This is a genomic window from Streptomyces virginiae, assembly GCF_000720455.1.
Taxonomy (GTDB): Bacteria; Actinomycetota; Actinomycetes; order Streptomycetales; family Streptomycetaceae; genus Streptomyces; species Streptomyces virginiae.
In genome coordinates, this window is record NZ_JOAK01000010.1 from 148,728 (window position 1) to 165,581 (window position 16,854).

At 72.3% G+C, this 16,854-nt stretch carries 13 protein-coding genes and 1 riboswitch; of the genes, 7 read left to right on the forward strand and 6 right to left on the reverse strand.

The window, feature by feature from the left end:
• Nucleotides 1-96 precede the first annotated feature (96 nt).
• Nucleotides 97-255: riboswitch (cyclic di-AMP (ydaO/yuaA leader) on the forward strand.
• 13 nt (nucleotides 256-268) lie between these two features.
• Nucleotides 269-1,069, forward strand: a complete 801-nt coding sequence (locus tag IG86_RS0117525; RefSeq protein ID WP_030821395.1) for a M23 family metallopeptidase — start codon at nucleotides 269-271, stop codon at nucleotides 1,067-1,069.
• 202 nt (nucleotides 1,070-1,271) lie between these two features.
• A complete protein-coding gene (locus IG86_RS0117530) occupies nucleotides 1,272-1,946 on the forward strand; it encodes a GntR family transcriptional regulator (protein ID WP_030897788.1) in 675 nt (224 codons plus the stop codon).
• 322 nt (nucleotides 1,947-2,268) lie between these two features.
• On the opposite strand, the gene IG86_RS0117535 is transcribed toward IG86_RS0117530, so the two are convergent.
• Nucleotides 2,269-2,550, reverse strand: coding sequence for an HPr family phosphocarrier protein (locus IG86_RS0117535; RefSeq protein ID WP_030026990.1), 282 nt, complete (start codon nucleotides 2,548-2,550; stop codon nucleotides 2,269-2,271).
• Nucleotides 2,551-2,737: 187 nt separating this feature from the next.
• Here IG86_RS0117535 and IG86_RS0117540 point away from each other — a divergent pair, with 187 nt between their 5' ends.
• From IG86_RS0117540 to IG86_RS0117555, 4 genes are all read left to right on the forward strand, one after another.
• Nucleotides 2,738-5,533, forward strand: coding sequence for a bifunctional acetate--CoA ligase family protein/GNAT family N-acetyltransferase (locus IG86_RS0117540; RefSeq protein ID WP_030897791.1), 2,796 nt, complete (start codon nucleotides 2,738-2,740; stop codon nucleotides 5,531-5,533).
• Between the two features lie 50 nt (nucleotides 5,534-5,583).
• Entirely contained in the window at nucleotides 5,584-6,183 is a 600-nt protein-coding gene (locus tag IG86_RS0117545) for a DUF5998 family protein (protein WP_030897793.1), read from the forward strand.
• On the forward strand, nucleotides 6,183-7,385 hold the full coding sequence (locus tag IG86_RS0117550) for an alkaline phosphatase family protein (RefSeq protein ID WP_030821402.1): 1,203 nt from the start codon (nucleotides 6,183-6,185) through the stop codon (nucleotides 7,383-7,385). The genes IG86_RS0117545 and IG86_RS0117550 overlap by 1 nt, the downstream gene beginning before the upstream one ends.
• 71 nt (nucleotides 7,386-7,456) lie before the next feature.
• Nucleotides 7,457-8,107, forward strand: a complete 651-nt coding sequence (locus IG86_RS0117555; RefSeq protein WP_030650516.1) for a thymidine kinase — start codon at nucleotides 7,457-7,459, stop codon at nucleotides 8,105-8,107.
• Nucleotides 8,108-8,116: 9 nt separating this feature from the next.
• On the opposite strand, the gene IG86_RS0117560 is transcribed toward IG86_RS0117555, so the two are convergent.
• Nucleotides 8,117-9,397, reverse strand: coding sequence for a DUF2254 domain-containing protein (locus IG86_RS0117560; RefSeq protein ID WP_030897796.1), 1,281 nt, complete (start codon nucleotides 9,395-9,397; stop codon nucleotides 8,117-8,119).
• A 245-nt stretch (nucleotides 9,398-9,642) separates the two neighbouring features.
• Here IG86_RS0117560 and IG86_RS0117565 point away from each other — a divergent pair, with 245 nt between their 5' ends.
• Nucleotides 9,643-11,490 carry a glycoside hydrolase family 15 protein gene (locus IG86_RS0117565; protein WP_030897799.1) on the forward strand — a complete coding sequence of 616 codons (1,848 nt, stop codon included), beginning with the start codon at nucleotides 9,643-9,645 and terminating at the stop codon, nucleotides 11,488-11,490.
• Here the strand turns inward: IG86_RS0117565 and IG86_RS0117570 are convergent.
• From IG86_RS0117570 to IG86_RS0117585, 4 genes are read right to left on the reverse strand one after another with little or no spacing between them, the layout of a single operon-like run.
• Entirely contained in the window at nucleotides 11,462-13,249 is a 1,788-nt protein-coding gene (locus tag IG86_RS0117570; protein WP_030821408.1) for a cation:proton antiporter, read from the reverse strand. The genes IG86_RS0117565 and IG86_RS0117570 overlap by 29 nt on opposite strands.
• A 45-nt stretch (nucleotides 13,250-13,294) precedes the next feature.
• Complete coding sequence (locus tag IG86_RS0117575; RefSeq protein WP_030821410.1) at nucleotides 13,295-14,350, reverse strand: cytochrome d ubiquinol oxidase subunit II; 1,056 nt, start codon at nucleotides 14,348-14,350, stop codon at nucleotides 13,295-13,297.
• Complete coding sequence (locus IG86_RS0117580) at nucleotides 14,347-15,798, reverse strand: cytochrome ubiquinol oxidase subunit I (protein ID WP_030897803.1); 1,452 nt, start codon at nucleotides 15,796-15,798, stop codon at nucleotides 14,347-14,349. The genes IG86_RS0117575 and IG86_RS0117580 overlap by 4 nt, the downstream gene beginning before the upstream one ends.
• 42 nt (nucleotides 15,799-15,840) lie before the next feature.
• A complete protein-coding gene (locus IG86_RS0117585; protein WP_037848139.1) occupies nucleotides 15,841-16,680 on the reverse strand; it encodes an SDR family oxidoreductase in 840 nt (279 codons plus the stop codon).
• Nucleotides 16,681-16,854 lie beyond the last annotated feature (174 nt).

The following is a 16,854-nucleotide window of genomic DNA, read 5'->3' on the forward strand; positions in this document are numbered from 1 at the left end:
CGCAACAAAAAGGCGCGTCTGTTTGGCGATTGACTGATGATCCGCCTAGCGTCATCCGTGCTGTCCGTCAGTTGTGCCCGCCGCACCCGCGGCACCGGACAGCGATCGCCGAGTCCCCGTCAGGCGCGAGCCTGGGGAGCCGGGGACCCACATCAGTCCCTGGGGTGAATCGGACCCCCTCGCAAGAGGAGGCCCGTAGGAGACCTTCCTGCTCCGAACCCGTCAGCTAACCCGGTAGGCGAGAAGGAAGGAAAGGATCAAACCCTTCATGGCGTTTGGCAGTCGTCCCGCTGGTACCGGCAAGCACCGTGGTTCCAGCCGCCTGAGCAAGAAGACCGCCGGCTACGCCGGTATCGCCGCGATCGCCACCACGGGTGTGGTCGGCTCCCTCGCCGCCCCGGCCTTCGCCGCGGACAACCACAGCAGCTCCGCTCCGGAGAACGGGCTGGGTGCCGTCGTCGTCGCCGAGGACCTCGCGGGCGACATCGAGGACCAGGCCGAGGCCCAGCAGCGCGCCGCCGAGCACGCCGCCGCCAAGGCCCAGGCCGAGGCCGACGCCAAGCAGAAGGCCGCCGAGGCCAAGCGCCTCGCCGAGGCCAAGGCGAAGGCCGAGCGCGAGGCCGCCGAGCGCGCCGCCCGCGAGGAGGAGCGCAAGCGCCTCAACACCTTCGTCTCCCCGCTGGACGACTCCTACGTCAGCACGCAGTACAAGGCGGGCGGCGGCATGTGGTCCTCCGGCAGCCACACCGGCATCGACTTCCACGCCGCCTCCGGCACCTCGGTCCACGCGGTGGGCTTCGGTACCGTCGTCGAGGCCGGCTGGGGCGGTGCGTACGGCAACAACGTCGTCATCAAGCACAACGACGGCACCTTCACGCAGTACGGCCACATGTCCTCGCTGAACGTCTCCGTCGGCCAGCAGGTCACCCCGGGCCAGCAGATCGGCCTGTCGGGCTCCACCGGCAACTCCAGTGGCCCGCACCTGCACTTCGAGGCCCGCACCGGCTCGCAGTACGGCTCGGACATCGACCCGATCTCGTACCTGCGCTCGCACGGCGTCAGCCTCTGACCCGTTCCGCGGCTCACCGCGTACCGCGCACAGCTTCACGAAGACCCCGCCTCCCGAGCCGGGGTCTTCGTGTTTTCGCGTTCCGGCGCAATGTTTCGGATTTCCGTCCGTTCTCGAAATCTTGCTGTGCTGCAATAGAGTCGTTGTGTGCGCGTGGGTGCGCACGGGGGGCTGGCGGTCGGAAATAGGCGGAGGTTCGGTCTTGCGTATTCCTGCGCACGCGGTATGCACGGCAATTCGCGACGACATCGTCTCCGGGGTGTTCGAACCGGGCGGTCGGCTGACCGAGGAGGTGCTGGCCCGCCGGTACGGAGTCTCGCGGGTGCCGGTGCGCGAGGCGCTGCGGACCCTGGAGTCCGAGGGCTTCGTGACCACGCGCCGCCACGCCGGTGCCTGTGTGGCCGAGCCGACCGCCCAGGAGGCGGCGGACCTGCTGGAGCTGCGGATGCTGCTGGAGCCGCTGGCGGCGTCCCGGGCCGCCCGGCGCCGCACCGACGCACACCTCAAGGTGCTGCGGGGGCTGGTCAGGCTGGGTCAGGAGCGGGCCAGGCGGGGCCAGGGAGAGGACCTGCGGGCGCTCGGGGGCTGGTTCCACGAGACGCTCGCGCAGGCCTCCGGCAGCCCCGGACTGATTGCGCTGCTCACGCAGATGCGGCACAAGGTGGCGTGGATGTTCGTGGTGGAGGCGTCGGCCCGGCCCGCGGAGTCCTGGGCGGAACACGGCGCGATCGTCGACGCGGTGGCGCGCGGCGACGCCGAGCGCGCGCGGACCCTGGCCGCGATCCACACCGATCGCGCGGCCGCCGCGCACCGGCTGAGGCGGCAGCCGGTGAGCACTTCGCAACCTGCCGTAAACATGTCGGGTGGCCGGCATTAACAGACGGCGTATACAAAGGATGGAATCGCGGGAATTCTCCGGCGCCTCATTTCTGCGCAGCGGCGGGAAATAGGTGCGGCGCGCCGCTTTCCGGGCGACCCGCATTCCCTGAATTCCGGCCGATTCCGCGAGCCGTCGCGAAGCCCGCCGGAGAACTCGCGAAGCGGTGCCCCGGCCCTGGCCCCGGACGGCGACTCCCTCGCGCGGCGGCACCGCCCCGACGGGCGGCCGGTCCGGCAGTCCGCGTGCCAACGGCGAAGCCGCGGCCCCGTGATGGGGCCGCGGCTTCGGCGCTGGTGTTCGGTGGGGCGAACCCGAAGGGTCAGACCGTCTCGGGGAGCTCTTCGAGGCCCTCGGCGACCAGCTTCGCGAGGCGGTCCAGGGCGGCCTCGGCACCCTCGGCCTCCGAGGCGAGGACGATCTCCTCGCCGCCCTGGGCGCCCAGGCCCAGCACCGCCAGCATGGAGGCGGCGTTGACGGGGTCGCCGCCGGACTTCGCGATGGTCACCGGGACGCCGGAAGCGGTCGTCGCACGGACGAAGATCGAGGCGGGACGAGCGTGCAGGCCCTCGGCCCAACCGACGTTGACGCGGCGCTCTGCCATGGTGATGCCCTTCAGGTTCTTACGGTTGTCTAGACCAGTCTCTCACGGCGCCCCGAATGCTCGGACCGACCCTCGGCCTGAATTCCTTGTTTTCGCCGCTGAACGAGCTTCCCCAGCTTGCACCGGTTCATCCCGGCTTGCCTACTGCGCCGCGCGAGCGCTGTCCGGCCCGGTCCGGCCGTAAGGTATGCCCATGACCATAGAGTCGGACCCGTCCTACCCGGCCCACTGGGAAGCCGACGTCGTCCTCCGTGACGGCGGTACCGCCCGGATCAGGCCCATCACCACCGAGGACGCCGGCCGGCTCGTCAGCTTCTACGAGCAGGTCTCCGACGAGTCGAAGTACTACCGCTTCTTCGCGCCCTACCCCCGCCTCTCCGACCGCGACGTGCACCGCTTCACGCACCACGACTACGTGGACCGGGTGGGCCTCGCCGCGACCATCGGCGAGGAGTTCATCGGCACCGTCCGCTACGACCGCATCGGCCCCGACGGCCGCCCCGCCTCCGCCCCCGCCGACGAGGCCGAGGTCGCCTTCCTCGTCCAGGACGCGCACCAGGGCCGCGGCGTCGCCTCGGCCCTCCTCGAACACATCGGCGCGGTGGCCCGGGAGCGCGGCATCCGCCGGTTCGCCGCCGAGGTGCTGCCCGCCAACACCAAGATGATCAAGGTGTTCACGGACGTCGGCTACCAGCAGAAGCGCAGCTTCGAGGACGGCTCCGTCCACCTCACCCTCGACCTCGAACCCACCGCCGAGTCCCTCGCCGTGCAGCGCGCCAGGGAACAGCGCGCCGAAGCCCGCTCCGTGCAGCGCCTGCTGGCCCCCGGCTCGGTCGCCGTCGTCGGGGTCAGCCGGTCCGGCGCCGGCGTGGGCGCGGCCGCCCTGCGCAACCTGCGCGACAGCGGCTTCCACGGCCACCTCTACGCCGTCAACGAGGCCGTCACCCGCGATCTCCTCGACGGAGTGCGGGCCTACCGCACCGTCGAGGACATCGGCGCCCCCGTCGACCTCGCGGTGATCGCGGTCCCGGCCGACCGGGTCCCGGGCGCGGTGGCCGCCTGCGGCGAGCACGGCGTGCAGGGGCTCGTCGTCCTCTCCGCCGGATACGGGGACAGCGGCCCGGCCGGACTCGCCCGCCAGCGCGAGCTGCTGCGGCAGGTGCGCTCGTACGGGATGCGCCTCATCGGACCCAACGCCTACGGGGTGATCAACACCGCCCCGGAGGTGGAGCTCAACGCCTCGCTGACCCCCGCGCCGATGCCCGTGCGCGGCCGGACCGGCCTGTTCACGCAGTCCGGGGCGATCGGGATCGCCCTGCTCTCGGCGCTGCTGCGGCGCGGCGAGGGCCTGTCGTCCTTCGTCTCCGCGGGGAACCGGGCCGACGTCTCGGGCAACGACATCCTCCAGTACTGGTACGAGGACGAGGCGACCGACGTCGCCCTGATGTACCTCGAAACCCTCGGCAACCCGCGGAAGTTCACCCGCCTCGCCCGCCGGACGGCGGCCGTCAAGCCGGTCGTCGTCGCCAAGGGCGGCCGGCACACCCCCGCCGGGCACGTCGTCCCCGGCACCCGGCTGTCGGAGGACACCGTCTCCGCCCTCCTGCGCCAGGCCGGCGTCATCCGCGTCGACACGGTCACCGAGCTGGTGGACGTCGGCCTGCTGCTGGCCTCGCAGCCGCTGCCCGCCGGACCCCGGATCGCGATCCTCGGCAATTCCGAGTCCCTCGGGGTCCTCACCTACGACGCCTGCCTGGCGCAGGGCCTGCGGCCGCTGCCGCCCCTGGACCTGACGACCGCCGCGTCCCCGGAGGACTTCCGCACCGCCCTGGCCGCCGCCCTCGCCTCCGACGACTGCGACGCGGTGATCGTGACCGCCATCCCGTGGGTCAGCGAGCACGCCCTCGCCGACGACCTGGCCGACGCGCTGCGCGAGGCCGTCGCCGAGGCCCCCGGCAAGCCGGTGGCGGTCGTGCACGTGGAACTGGCCGAGCTGGTGCGGGCCCTGTCCGCGACCCGCGGGCCCGCCGACCGGCCACCGACCCGCCCGGGCACCGACGCCGCCGGGATCCCGGCCGCCCTCACGCCCACCGGCACCGGCACCCCCGACCCGGACCGGATCCCCAGCTACCCCGCCGCCGAGCGCGCCGTCAAGGCCGTCGCGGAAGCCGTGCGCTACGGGCAGTGGCGCCGCGCCCTCGCCGACGCCGGGCAGGTCCCCGAATACGAGGACATCGACGAGGCCGGCGCCGCGGCCCAGCTCGCCGGGCTGCTCGCGGACGTCGACGACGGCGCCGTGCTGACCCTCGCCGACTGGGACGCCCGCGAGCTGCTCGCGCGCTACGGGATCCGCGTCCTGCCCACGCTTCCCGCGCCCAGCCCCGACGCCGCCGTCCGGGCCGCAGCCGTCCTCGGCTACCCCGTCGCCCTCAAGACCACCGCCCCGCACCTGCGCCACCGCGCGGACCTCGGCGGCGTACGGCTCGACCTGACGAACGAGGCCGAGCTGAGGCGCTCATACGAGGAGCTCACCGACGCGCTGGGCAAGCCGGCCGAGCTCCAGCCCGTGGTGCAGCCCATGGTGCCGCGGGGCGTCGACACCGTCGTGCGGTCCGTCATCGACCCGGCCGCCGGCGCCGTCCTCTCCTTCGGGCTCGCCGGCGTGGCCTCCGAACTGCTCGGCGACACCGCCCACCGGCTGGTCCCGGCCACCGACGCCGACGCCGCCGCGCTGATCCGGTCCATCCGGGCGGCACCCCTCCTCTACGGCTGGCGCGGCAGCGACCCCGTCGACACCCCCGCCCTGGAGGAGACGCTCCTGCGGCTGTCCCGGCTCGTCGACGACCACCCCGAGGTGATCGGGGTCACCCTGGAGCCCGTCGTCGTCGCCGTCGAGGGCGTGTCCGCCCTCAGCGCGACCGTCCGCGTCGCCCATCCGCCCGCCCGCGGTGATCTCGGCCCCCGGACGCTTCCCAGTTACTGAGCGGGTACGGCGCGGTAGGAGGGACCCCGGGGGGCCTTACCATTGACCCCATGGCGAAATCCGGTACGACGACCCAGGGGCTGCGCACGGCGATCGAGCGCAGCGGCTACTACCCGGCCCTCGTGGCCGAGGCCGTGGAGGCCGCGGTGGGCGGCGAGCCGATCTCGTCGTACCTGGTCCACCAGGAGACGACCTTCGACTCCAACGAGGTGCGCCGCCACGTCACCGTGCTGGTCCTGACCGGCAACCGCTTCATCGTCAGCCACACCGACGAGCAGGCGGCCGACGCCGGGTCCCCCTCGCCGTACGCGACGACCTCCACCGAGTCGGTCAAGCTCTCCAGCATCTCCTCCGTGGTGCTGAGCCGTGTCGTCGCCAACCCGGAGTCCTACACCCCGGGCACCCTGCCCCGCGAGGTCGTCCTGACCATCGGCTGGGGCGCGGTCTCCCGGATCGACCTGGAGCCGGCCGCCTGCGGCGACCCCAACTGCGACTCCGACCACGGCTACACCGGCAACTCCACCGCCGACGACCTCAGCCTGCGGGTCAGCGAGGCCGGCGACGGGCCGGAGGCGGTGCGCCAGACCCTCGTCTTCGCGCAGGCGCTCAGCGAGGCGACAGCGGCCACGTCCTCCTCCTCCGCCCGCTGATGGCGTACTCCGCACCGCAGGACTGGACCGAGCCGGAGCTGCTGGACCTGGCCGGCGCCCCCGTCCCGGAGTACGGAGCCGGGTCGCTCGCCGACCTGCTGCCGACGCTCGTGGCCGGGCAGGGCGTGCCCGGCTACACCGCCGCCATCGCCGAGCTGACCCCGGCCGACCGCAACTGCGTGTTCCTGGTCGACGGCATGGGCTGGGAGCAGATCAAGGCCCACGCTGACGAAGCCCCGTACCTGGCCTCCCTCCTCGGCAGCTCGCGCGGCGGCACCGGGCGCCCGATCACCGCGGGCTTCCCGGCGACCACCGCCACCTCCCTGGCCTCCGTCGGCACCGGGCTGCCGCCGGCCCGCCACGGCCTGCCCGGCTACGCCGTGCGCAACCCGGCCACCGGCGAGCTGATGAACCAGCTCCGCTGGCAGCCGTGGGCGCCGCCGAAGCCGTGGCAGCCGTACCCGACGGTCTTCCAGGAGGCGGACAAGGCCGGTGTGGCGACCGCGCAGGTGTCCTCGCCCGCCTTCCAGACCACCCCGCTCACCAAGGTCGCCCTGAGCGGCGGCACCTTCCTCGGCCGGATGACCGGCGAGGAGCGGATGGACCTGGCCGCCGAGCGCCTCGCCGCCGGCGACCGCTCGCTCGTCTACACCTACTACAGCGAGCTCGACGGGGCCGGCCACCGCCACGGCGTGGACTCCGACGCCTGGCGCGGCCAGCTGATGTACGTGGACCGGCTCGTCCAGCGGCTCGCCGAGCAGCTGCCCGCGCGCACGGCGCTGTACGTGACCGCCGACCACGGCATGGTCGACGTCCCCTTCGACGAGGACTCGCGGATCGACTTCGACGAGGACTGGGAGCTCGGCGCCGGCGTGGCCCTGCTGGGCGGCGAGGGCCGGGCCCGGCACGTGTACGCGGTGCCGGGGGCGGAGGCCGACGTGCTGACCGTGTGGCGCGAGGTGCTCGGTGACCGCTTCTGGGTCGCCGGCCGCGAAGAGGCCCTGGACCTGGGCTGGTTCGGCCCGCCGGGGGAGTGCGACGAGCGCGTGCTCGGGCGGATCGGCGACGTGGTCGCCGCCGCCGCGACCGATGCCGCGATCACCGCTTCGCGCAACGAGCCGAACGAGTCGGCCCTCGCCGGGATGCACGGCTCCATGACCGCGGCGGAGCAGCTCGTCCCGCTGCTCGAAATCCGCACCTGACCGCCTCGCTCAGGCCTGCTCCCCCCAGCCCCGTCACCTCCACCCACGATCCGAAAGGTCCCGTACCTCCCATGCCCGAGCTGGTGTTCTTCTCCGGAACGATGGACTGCGGAAAGAGCACTCTGGCGCTCCAGATCACGCACAACCGCTCGGCCCGCGGCCTGCAGGGCGTGATCTTCACCCGCCAGGACCGCGCCGGTGAGGGCAAGCTGTCCTCCCGCCTGGGCCTGGTCACGGAAGCGGTCGAGGTCGCCGACGCCATGGACCTCTACGCCTACCTCGTGGGCGAGCTCTCCCAGGGCGGCAGGGCGGACTACGTCATCGTCGACGAGGCCCAGTTCCTCGCGCCGGAGCAGATCGACCAGCTGGCCCGGATCGTCGACGACCTCGACATGGACGTCTTCGCCTTCGGCATCACCACGGACTTCCGCACGAAGCTCTTCCCCGGCTCGCAGCGCCTGATCGAGCTCGCCGACCGCATAGAGCAGCTCCAGGTCGAGGCCCTGTGCTGGTGCGGAGCCCGCGCCACGCACAACGCCCGCACGGTGGGCGGCGTGATGGTCGTCGAAGGCGAGCAGGTCGTGGTCGGGGACGTGAACCGCCCGGCCGAGGAGATCGGCTACGAAGTCCTCTGCCGCCGTCACCACCGCCGGCACATGACCTCCGCCGCGGCCCACGCCGCCGCCCTCTCCCCGGACGTCCTCCCCGTCAACAACCCCTGACCGGACCGGTCAGGAGGGGCGGCGGCGGGCGCCGATGCCCTGGGGGTCGGGCGTGCGGGCCAGGGTGCGGCGGGCCGGGTCGGTGTACGCGCGGTCGACGGACTCCCGCAGCAGGGCCAGTTCGGTGTCGACGGCCGGGCGGGACGCGGCCGGCACGGCGCCTAGGAGGCTTTCCAGCAGGGCCCCGAGCCGCCGGCAGATCTGGAGGGACGAGGTGCCGTACTCGCGGATCTCGGTCACGGCCAGCTGGAGGTAGTCCACCCAGTCCCGGCCCCGGACCACCAGCCGCGGGGTGCCGTGACGGTCGCCGAGCACGTAGCGCTCGCGCAGGCCGGTGCGGCCGACCGTGTGGAGGAACGCCTCGATCTGGTTGAGCACTTGGACCGCGGTGGTCGGGTCGTTCACGGCGGGGGAGAGCGCCCGGACGGCGATGTCGACGAGCACCCGCAGCGCGAACGCCGGGTCCTGCTCGATCGTCCGCTCGGAGCCGAAGGCGATCAGCCCGGTCACCCGCCGCGGCTCCGGGGCCGACGACCCGCCGTGGACCTCGACGACGACCCCGCCCGGCGGTACGAAGTCCCCGACCAGGCGGGTGACCACGAGGACGCAGTCGTGGCGCGCCGCCAGGGCCGTCAGCCGGTCCGCGTGGACGGCCTGGATCACCCCGCCGCGTTCGGACCGTACGTACGCCACCGGACCGCCGTCCGCCGGCGGTACGGTGTCGCCCGCGCGCGGCGCGGCGCCGAGGACGGCGGCCTCTCCGCGGACCAGGACCGTTTCCCCCATCCGTCCGACCAGTTGGGCGATGGCCACGGGCCGGAGGTTGTGGGTGAACCGGTTGAGGTAGACCAGCAGCAACAACAGGCTGACGGACACGGCGGCACCGGCAAGGGTGATCCCGAGGTCGGGCACGGAGTCCGACTCGATGGTGCGCAGCAGGGCGAAGGAGAAGGAGAAGGTCCCGGTGAAGGTGGCCAGCACCGCCTTCTGCAGCCGGTCCCGGTACCACAGGCGCATGTAGCGCGGGGACAGGGTGCCGGTCGCCTGCTGGACGACGAGCACGCCGATGGTGACGACGAAGCCGAGCAGGGCGATCATCGCGCCGACGATGGCGGTCAGCACGCCGCTGGCCGTCGAGGCGGAGTACCGCCAGCCGGCCGGGAGCCCGGTGGTGTCCACGGTGACGGCCCATTCCGCGAGCAGTACGCCGAGGAGCAGACCGAGCAGCGGCACGATCCAGAGGCTGGCCTTCGTGTACTGCAGCAGCCGGAAGCGGGAGGCCCAGGACATCAGGGGGCGCGGCGGGATTCCGGTCGCCCGCCGGGCGGCGTCGTACGTCGGTGCGGCACAGGTGACCTCCGGCCTCCGGTTCGCGGTTCGGGACGGCCTTCAGGCCCACGGTAAGGCCGCCCGGCGCCCTCCGCACGCCGCCGCCGGGCCTCCGCAGGCCCACCTGCGGAGCCAGGGTGCTCCGCAGGACCGGCCGGACATTCCTGCCTAAGCTGACTGTGTGACATCGGCGAAAGGCGTACCCGATGGACGAGTACCCCCTGATCGAGAACCACGGCCTGATCGGTGATCTGCAGACGGCCGCCCTGGTGACCACCGACGGGACGATCGACTGGTTCTGCTGTCCGCGCTTCGACTCGCCGAGCGTGTTCGGGGCACTGCTGGACCGGGAGAAGGGCGGGCACTTCAGGGTCGCCCCGCTGAACACCACGTACACGACGAAGCAGTTGTACCTCCCCGACACGGCCGTCCTCGTGACGCGCTTCATGACCGAGTCGGGCGCCGGCGAGGTGGTCGACTTCATGCCGCCGACCGGGCGGACGGCCACCGACCGGCACAGCATCGTCCGCATGCTCCGGTGCGTGCGCGGCAGCATGACCTTCGAGGTCGACATCGCCCCGCGGTTCGACTACGGCCGGGCACCCCACACCCTCCACGCGACCGAGCACGGCGCCGTGTTCGTGTCCGAGGGGATGGAGCTGACCGTTCACGCCGTCCGCGAGCAGGAGGACGAGCGGCTCCTGACCGGTCTGTCGAAGGAGCACGACCTGCACTTCTCGCTGACCCTGCAGGCCGGCCAGCAGCGCGGCCTGGTACTGGAGTCGGCGGCCGGCGGGCCGCCGCGCGAGATCCTGCCCGCCGCCTTCGACACGATGTTCGCCGACGCCGTCGGGCACTGGCGCACCTGGCTGCGCCAGTCCCGGTACACCGGCCGCTGGCGGGAGGCCGTCGAGCGCTCCGCCATCACGCTGAAGCTGATGACGTACGCGCCGAGCGGCGCCCTGGTGGCCGCGCCCACGGCGGGGCTGCCCGAGCAACTGGGCGGCGAGCGCAACTGGGACTACCGGTTCACCTGGATCCGCGACGCCTCCTTCTCCGTGTACGCCCTGCTGGGCCTGGGTTTCACGGAGGAGGCGACGGCCTTCATCGGCTGGCTGCGCGACCGGGTCAGGGAGAAGGCCGGCAGCGACGGGGACACCGGCCCGATGAACATCATGTACCGGGTCGACGGCTCGTCCGACCTCTTCGAGGAGACCCTGGAGCACTGGGAGGGCTACCAGGGCTCCCGGCCCGTACGCATCGGCAACGGCGCGGCCACCCAGCTGCAACTGGACATCTACGGCGAGGCGCTGGACAGCATCTTCTTCGCCCACCAGCACGGGATCCAGCTGGACCACCGGGCCTGGACCTCGCTGCACACCCTCCTCGACTGGCTGACCGACCACTGGGACCAGCCCGACGAAGGCCTGTGGGAGACCCGGGGAGGCCGCCAGGACTTCACCTACGGCCGGGTGATGTCGTGGGTCGCCTTCGACCGCGCCCTGCGCCTGGCCGCCTCCAGCGGCCGGCCCGCGGCCAGCGGCCGCTGGGTCGAGGCCCGCGACGCGATCTACGAGCAGGTCCTCCAGCGGGGCTGGGACCCGCAGCGCAAGGCGTTCGTGCAGCACTACGGCAGCGACGTGCTCGACTCGGCCCTGCTGCGGATGCCGACGGTCGGCATCATCACCCCCGACGATCCGATGTGGACGTCCACCCTGGAGGCGATGGACCGGGAGCTGGTCACCGACAGCCTCGTCTACCGGTACAACCCCGAGGCGTCACCGGACGGGCTGCGCGGCTCCGAAGGGACCTTCTCGCTGTGCACCTTCATGTACGTCGACGCGCTCGCCCGCGCCGGACGCATCGACCAGGCGCGGCTGGTGCTGGAGAAGATGCTCACCTACGCCAACCACCTGGGCCTGTACTCGGAGGAGATCGACCTGACCGGGCGCCAGCTCGGCAACTTCCCGCAGGCGTTCACCCACCTGGCGTTCATCGACGCGGCCATCACCCTGGACGCGAACCTCAACCGGGCTCGGGCCCGGGCGGCGTGAGCGGTGCGGGACCGAGCAGGACGAGGAGGTCCCCCTCCGCCGGGGTGACGGCCCCGGCCTCGGAGACCGGGACGAGCCCGCCGTCGGCCCGCACCACGAACAGCGTCTCGCAGTCCGCCGGGACCGGCAGGCCGGCCGGCTGCACCAGGTACCGGGCGCCCTGCCGGTGGCGCTCGGCCAGGACGTGCCGGACCAGGCGGGAACCGAAGAGGACGTCGCCGCCCGTGTAGGGGGCGACGACGCCGTGGCTGGTGTGCGGGGGGCCGACGCGGTAGACGGGGCCTTCGACGTTGCCCTGCACCATGACCGAGGCCAGGGCGTTGAAGTCGTCGTCGTCCGTGAGCAGGAAGACGGCGGTGACGCCCTCCAGCCGTGCGCGCGGATTGGTGGCCGTTGCCAGCAGCTCCCCGTGCGCCAGTTCGATCCCGGCGTCCTTGATCCGCTCCCGTTCGTCCTCGTCGCCCGCCCACATGAGGACGTCGAGCCCGGCCGACCGCAGCGCCTTCCCCATGTCGACGACCCAGCGGTCTCCGCCGACCAGCAGGGGGCGTGTGCGGGAGGGGCGCACGACGCCCAGTCTGCGGGCCACGGGGCCGGCGGTCAGCGCGTAGAGCAGGACCGTCCCCACGATCACCAGGAAGGTGACCGGGAGGATCTTCGAGGCCCCGGGCAGGCCCTTGTCCGACAACGTGGCGGCGAAGGCCGAGGCGGTGGAGGCCGCGACGATGCCGCGCGGCGCCATCCAGGCGAGGAAGCCCCGCTCCCCCCGGGTGAGACCTGAGTTTCTGGTGGACAGGAAGGCGATCGCCGGCCGCAGGACCAGGACGAGGAAGGCGATGAGGATGAGGGAGGGGAGGAGCACGGGCGTCAGGGACGCCGGGGTGACCGTCGAGGAGATCGAGACGAAGAGCAGCCCGATGATCAGCTGGACCAGCGTCTCGAAGAAGGGGCGGCGGGCGGGCATGTCGAAACCGGGGAGGTTGGTGACGGCCAGCCCCGTGACGATCGCGGCGATCAGCCCGGTGTCGTCGCGGACGATGTCGCAGCCGGCCGACACCGTGATCACCACGGCCAGCTGGGCGAGCGTGCCGAGCGTCTCGCCGAGCCGCATGATCCGCAGCGTCAGCCACAGCAGGGCGACGCCCACGGCCCCGCCGACCAGGCCGACAGCCATGCTGATCAGGAACTGGCCGATCTGGTAACCGCGGCCGATGTCGATCCGGTGGGAGGAGGAGACGGCGTGGAAGACGAGCGCGCCGAGGATGCCGCCGATCGGGTCGATCAGCGTCCCTTCCCAGACCAGGATGCGCCGTACCTTGTCGGTCGGCCGCACGTACTCGAGCAGCGGGCCCACCACCGTCGGGCCCGACACCACGAGGATCGTGCCCAGCATCGCGCCGGTGGCGAGCGACATGCCGAACAGGGCGGGGGACACGAAGCCGACGGCGAGGAAGGTGCCGAGGACGCCCACCGTCAGCAGTCTGCCCACGATGCCCCGGGTGCGGCCGGTGAGCTGGCGCAGGTTGAGTCCGAGACCGGCGTCGTAGAGGATCACGGCCACGGACAGGGACACCAGCGCGTCGAACTCCGCTCCGATGAGCCGGTCCGGGTGGATGACGTCGGTCAGTGCCCCCGCGACGAATCCGGCCGGCAGCAGCAGGATCAGCGCCGGCACGCGCAGCCTGTTGGCCAGGATCTGCGAGATCGCGGCCAGCGCCACCGTCAGGGCGATGCCGAGGAGGATCTGGTCCTCGCTCACGGGGCCGGCGCCCCTCGGACGCGGCCCGACGGGGGCCGGCGGCCGTCAGCCCCCATCGGTGCCCTCTCCCGGTTCGACGGCGCCGCGGCGGAGGTCGGCGTCGGTGAGCGACTCCAGCTCGCCGTGCGTGTCCAGCCAGTACAGGAGGGCGACGGCCGGGGCGACGATCACCACGGCCACCAGCGTGACGAACGCCAGCCAGGTCAGGGTGGAGGGGGCGCCCGCGGCGTCGGCCACGGTCAGCGAGGTGGGGATGAGGTAGGGCCGCTGGGCCATGCCCCAGGCGAGGACCGCCGCCGCGACGACCCCCACCGCCGCGACGCGTACCCAGGTGCCCGGCGGGCGCAGCAGCAGCCAGGCCGTGGCGAACGTGGCGGCCACGGCCAGGAGGACGAACAGCAGCCCCATGCCGTGGGTGAGGCCGTGCCAGATGTGCGGGGCGTCCGAGCGCGTGACGAACAGCGCGACCACGGCCAGCACGGCGACCACGGCCAGCGCGGCCAGCGCCCGCCCCCGGAAGTGGTCGACCAGATCGGGTGCGTCGAAGCGGCGGGCGTCACCGGAGAGGAACACGGCGCCGAGGAAGGCCGTCGTCGCGATGGCCAGCAGCCCGAACACCAGGGAGGTCGGGTTGGACCAGGCCTCCGCCGAGGCCTCCGTACCGAGTGCGACCCGCCCCGAGGCGACCCCGCCGACGGCGGCGCCGAGGAAGAAGGGCGTCACGAGGGAGGACAGGGCGAACAGGGCCCCGAACAGGCGCCGCCCGGCGATCCGCCGGGAGGCCTTGCGGAAGGCGAAGCCCGCGCCGCGCAGGACCATGCCGACGGCGGCCAGGGCGAGCGGCAGCCACATCGCGGAGAACACCGTCTGGAAGAAGACCGGGAACCCCGTCCACATGATGACGAAGATGAAGATCAGCCAGACGTTGTTGACCTCCCACACCGGAGCCATGGCGTGGTCGATGAGCCACCGGGGGCGCTTGCCCCGCTCCGCCCCTCCGGCCGTCAGGTCCCAGAAGCCGGCTCCGTAGTCGGTGCCGCCGGCGCAGGTGTACGCGGTCACGGCGAGCAGCAGCACGAAGGCGATGACGTCGGCGGTCACGGGCGGCCGTCCCCGGACGCGGACGGGACGGGCGAGCGAGGTCCGTACGGCGTGTCCGCCTCCGGCTCCTCGCCCGGCCCCCCTGCCCCCTGTTGCGCGTCGGCGAGCCGCCATCGGGTGCGCATCTTGAGGAGGACGGCGAGGAACGCGCCGAAGACGAACACGTACACCACGATCACCAGCCCGAACATGATCCACAAGGTCGTCGAGCGGGTCGCCGTGACCGCCTCGGCGACCCGCATGTTCTGGTAGACGATCCACGGCTGGCGTCCCACCTCGGTGGTGACCCAGCCGCACTCCACGGCCACGACGGACGCGACGCCCGCGCAGGCCGCGCTGCGCCAGAACCACTTGGAGGCCGGCAGCCTGTGGTGCCGCCACCACACCAGCGCGTACCAGAGGGCGAGCAGCACCAGCACGGACCCGATCACGACCATGAGGTCGAAGGCCCAGTGGGCGATGGTCGCCTGGGTGGCGTTCGGCCGGTCGCTCGCCGGGACGGAGGACAGCCCCGTCACCTTGGTGTCCGGGCTGAAGCCGGCCAGGATGGAATCGAGCTGGGGGATCTTGATGCCGCCCGAGATGGACCCGTCCGGATGCAGACGGCCGAACAGGTACTCGGGCATGTGGGTGTCGGTCTCCCAGACGATCTCCATGGCGGCGAACTTCACCGGCTGCTTCTGGAACACCTGCCGGGCGATGGAGTCGCCCAGGACGAACTGGATCGGGGTGGCGACGGCGGCGACGGTGAAGGGGACGGTGAAGCCGAGCCGGTGGTAGTGGTCCCGGCGGCCGCGCAGCCAGCCGACGGCGTAGACGCCGGCCACCACGTACCCCGCGGTCAGCATCATCGCCACGACGAAGTGCCAGTACTGCGGTCCGAACATCGGGGTGAAGACGGCCTTCCAGATGTTCACGTCGACCGGGTTGCCGGCGGAGTCGAGGGAGAAGCCCCGCGGGGTGTTCATCCACGAGTTCGCGGCCAGGATGCCGAAGGCCCCCATCAGCGCGGCGGCCGGCAGCGGGAGCCCGAGCAGGAAGTGCGTACGGGGTTTCAGCCGGCGCCAGCCGTACAGGTAGACGGCGATGAGCACGGCTTCGAGGAAGAAGGCCCACGCCTCGACGCCGAAGCCGATGCCGAACACGTCACCCCACTTGCCCATGAGCCCCGGCCAGAGCAGGCCGAACTCGAAGGACAGCACGGTGCCGGTGACGACTCCGACGGCGAACTGCACCGCCATGACGGCCGACCAGCGCCGTGCCAGCAGCAGGGCAGTGGGGTCGTTGTGGCGGATCCCCCGGTAGTGCATCAGCAGGGTGATGAACGGCAGGGCCACGCCCATCGGCACCAGGATGATGTGCGAGGCGAGGGTGAAGGCCATGAGCTGTCTGGCCGGGAGCAGCTGGGCCGGGGCGTCCGCCGCCAGCAGGAGAACCGTGGAGTGCATGCGTGCCTTCGCTGCTAGAAGCGACCGGAGGGGCTGGGGCGGCTACCCGCCGGTGGCGAACCCGGGGAAGAGGGTCATTCCGCCGTCGACGTAGAGGGTGGTGCCCACCACGTAGTCCAGGAGGTCGGAGGCGAGGACGACGACCGCGTTGGCGATGTCGTCGGGATCGCCGATCCGGTCGTAGGGGATCAGCTTGAGCAGGTCCTCGCGGGCCTGCGGGGTCTCCCAGGCGCTGCGGTTGATCGGTGTCCTGATGGCTCCGGGGGCGACCGCGTTCACCCGGATCTTCTGCGGTGCGAGCTCCTGGGCCAGGGTCTCCATCATCATCTGCACGCCGCCCTTGGAGGAGGCGTAGTTGACGTGTCCCGCCCACGGGATGAGCTGGTGCACCGAGCTCATGCAGATGATCTTCCCGGCCGCCCGGGACACCTCGGGCACGACACCGCGCCGCACGAACTCCTTCGTCGCCTCGCGGGCGCACAGGAACTGTCCCGTCAGGTTGACGTCCAGGACCTTCTGCCACTGGGCGAGGGTCATCTCGGTGAACGAGGAGTCCCGTTGCAGGCCGGCGTTGGCGACCATGATGTCGATCGTCCCGAACTCCCGGACCATCCGGTCCACCATGGCGACGACCTGGTCCTCCTGGGACACGTCCGCCTCGTACGCCGCCGCGCGCACCCCGAAGGAGGTGATCTCCCGGACCACCTCCTCGGCGGACTCCTGGTCGGCCACGTAGTTCACGACCACGTCGGCGCCGGCCCGGCCCAGCCCGATGGCGGTCGCCTTCCCGATGCCGGAGTTGGCGCCGGTGACCAGCGCCTTCTGGCCCTTGAGCAGGTGAGCCGGAATCACGTCCTGCGGTGCGCCCACGGTGGAATCCACGTTGTGCTGCCTCCTCGAAGAGCGGGCTCCGGCGCGCCCCGGCCGCGGCCGGGGCGACCGACCGCCCACGTAATCACCGGCCGGTGACGGGGGCCTGCCGGGCGGGTCCCGGTTGGGCCGTTCGGCGGAGGATCTTCCTCCGGTCGGCGCAGGTGGGCGATGGGGTCCGCGCGG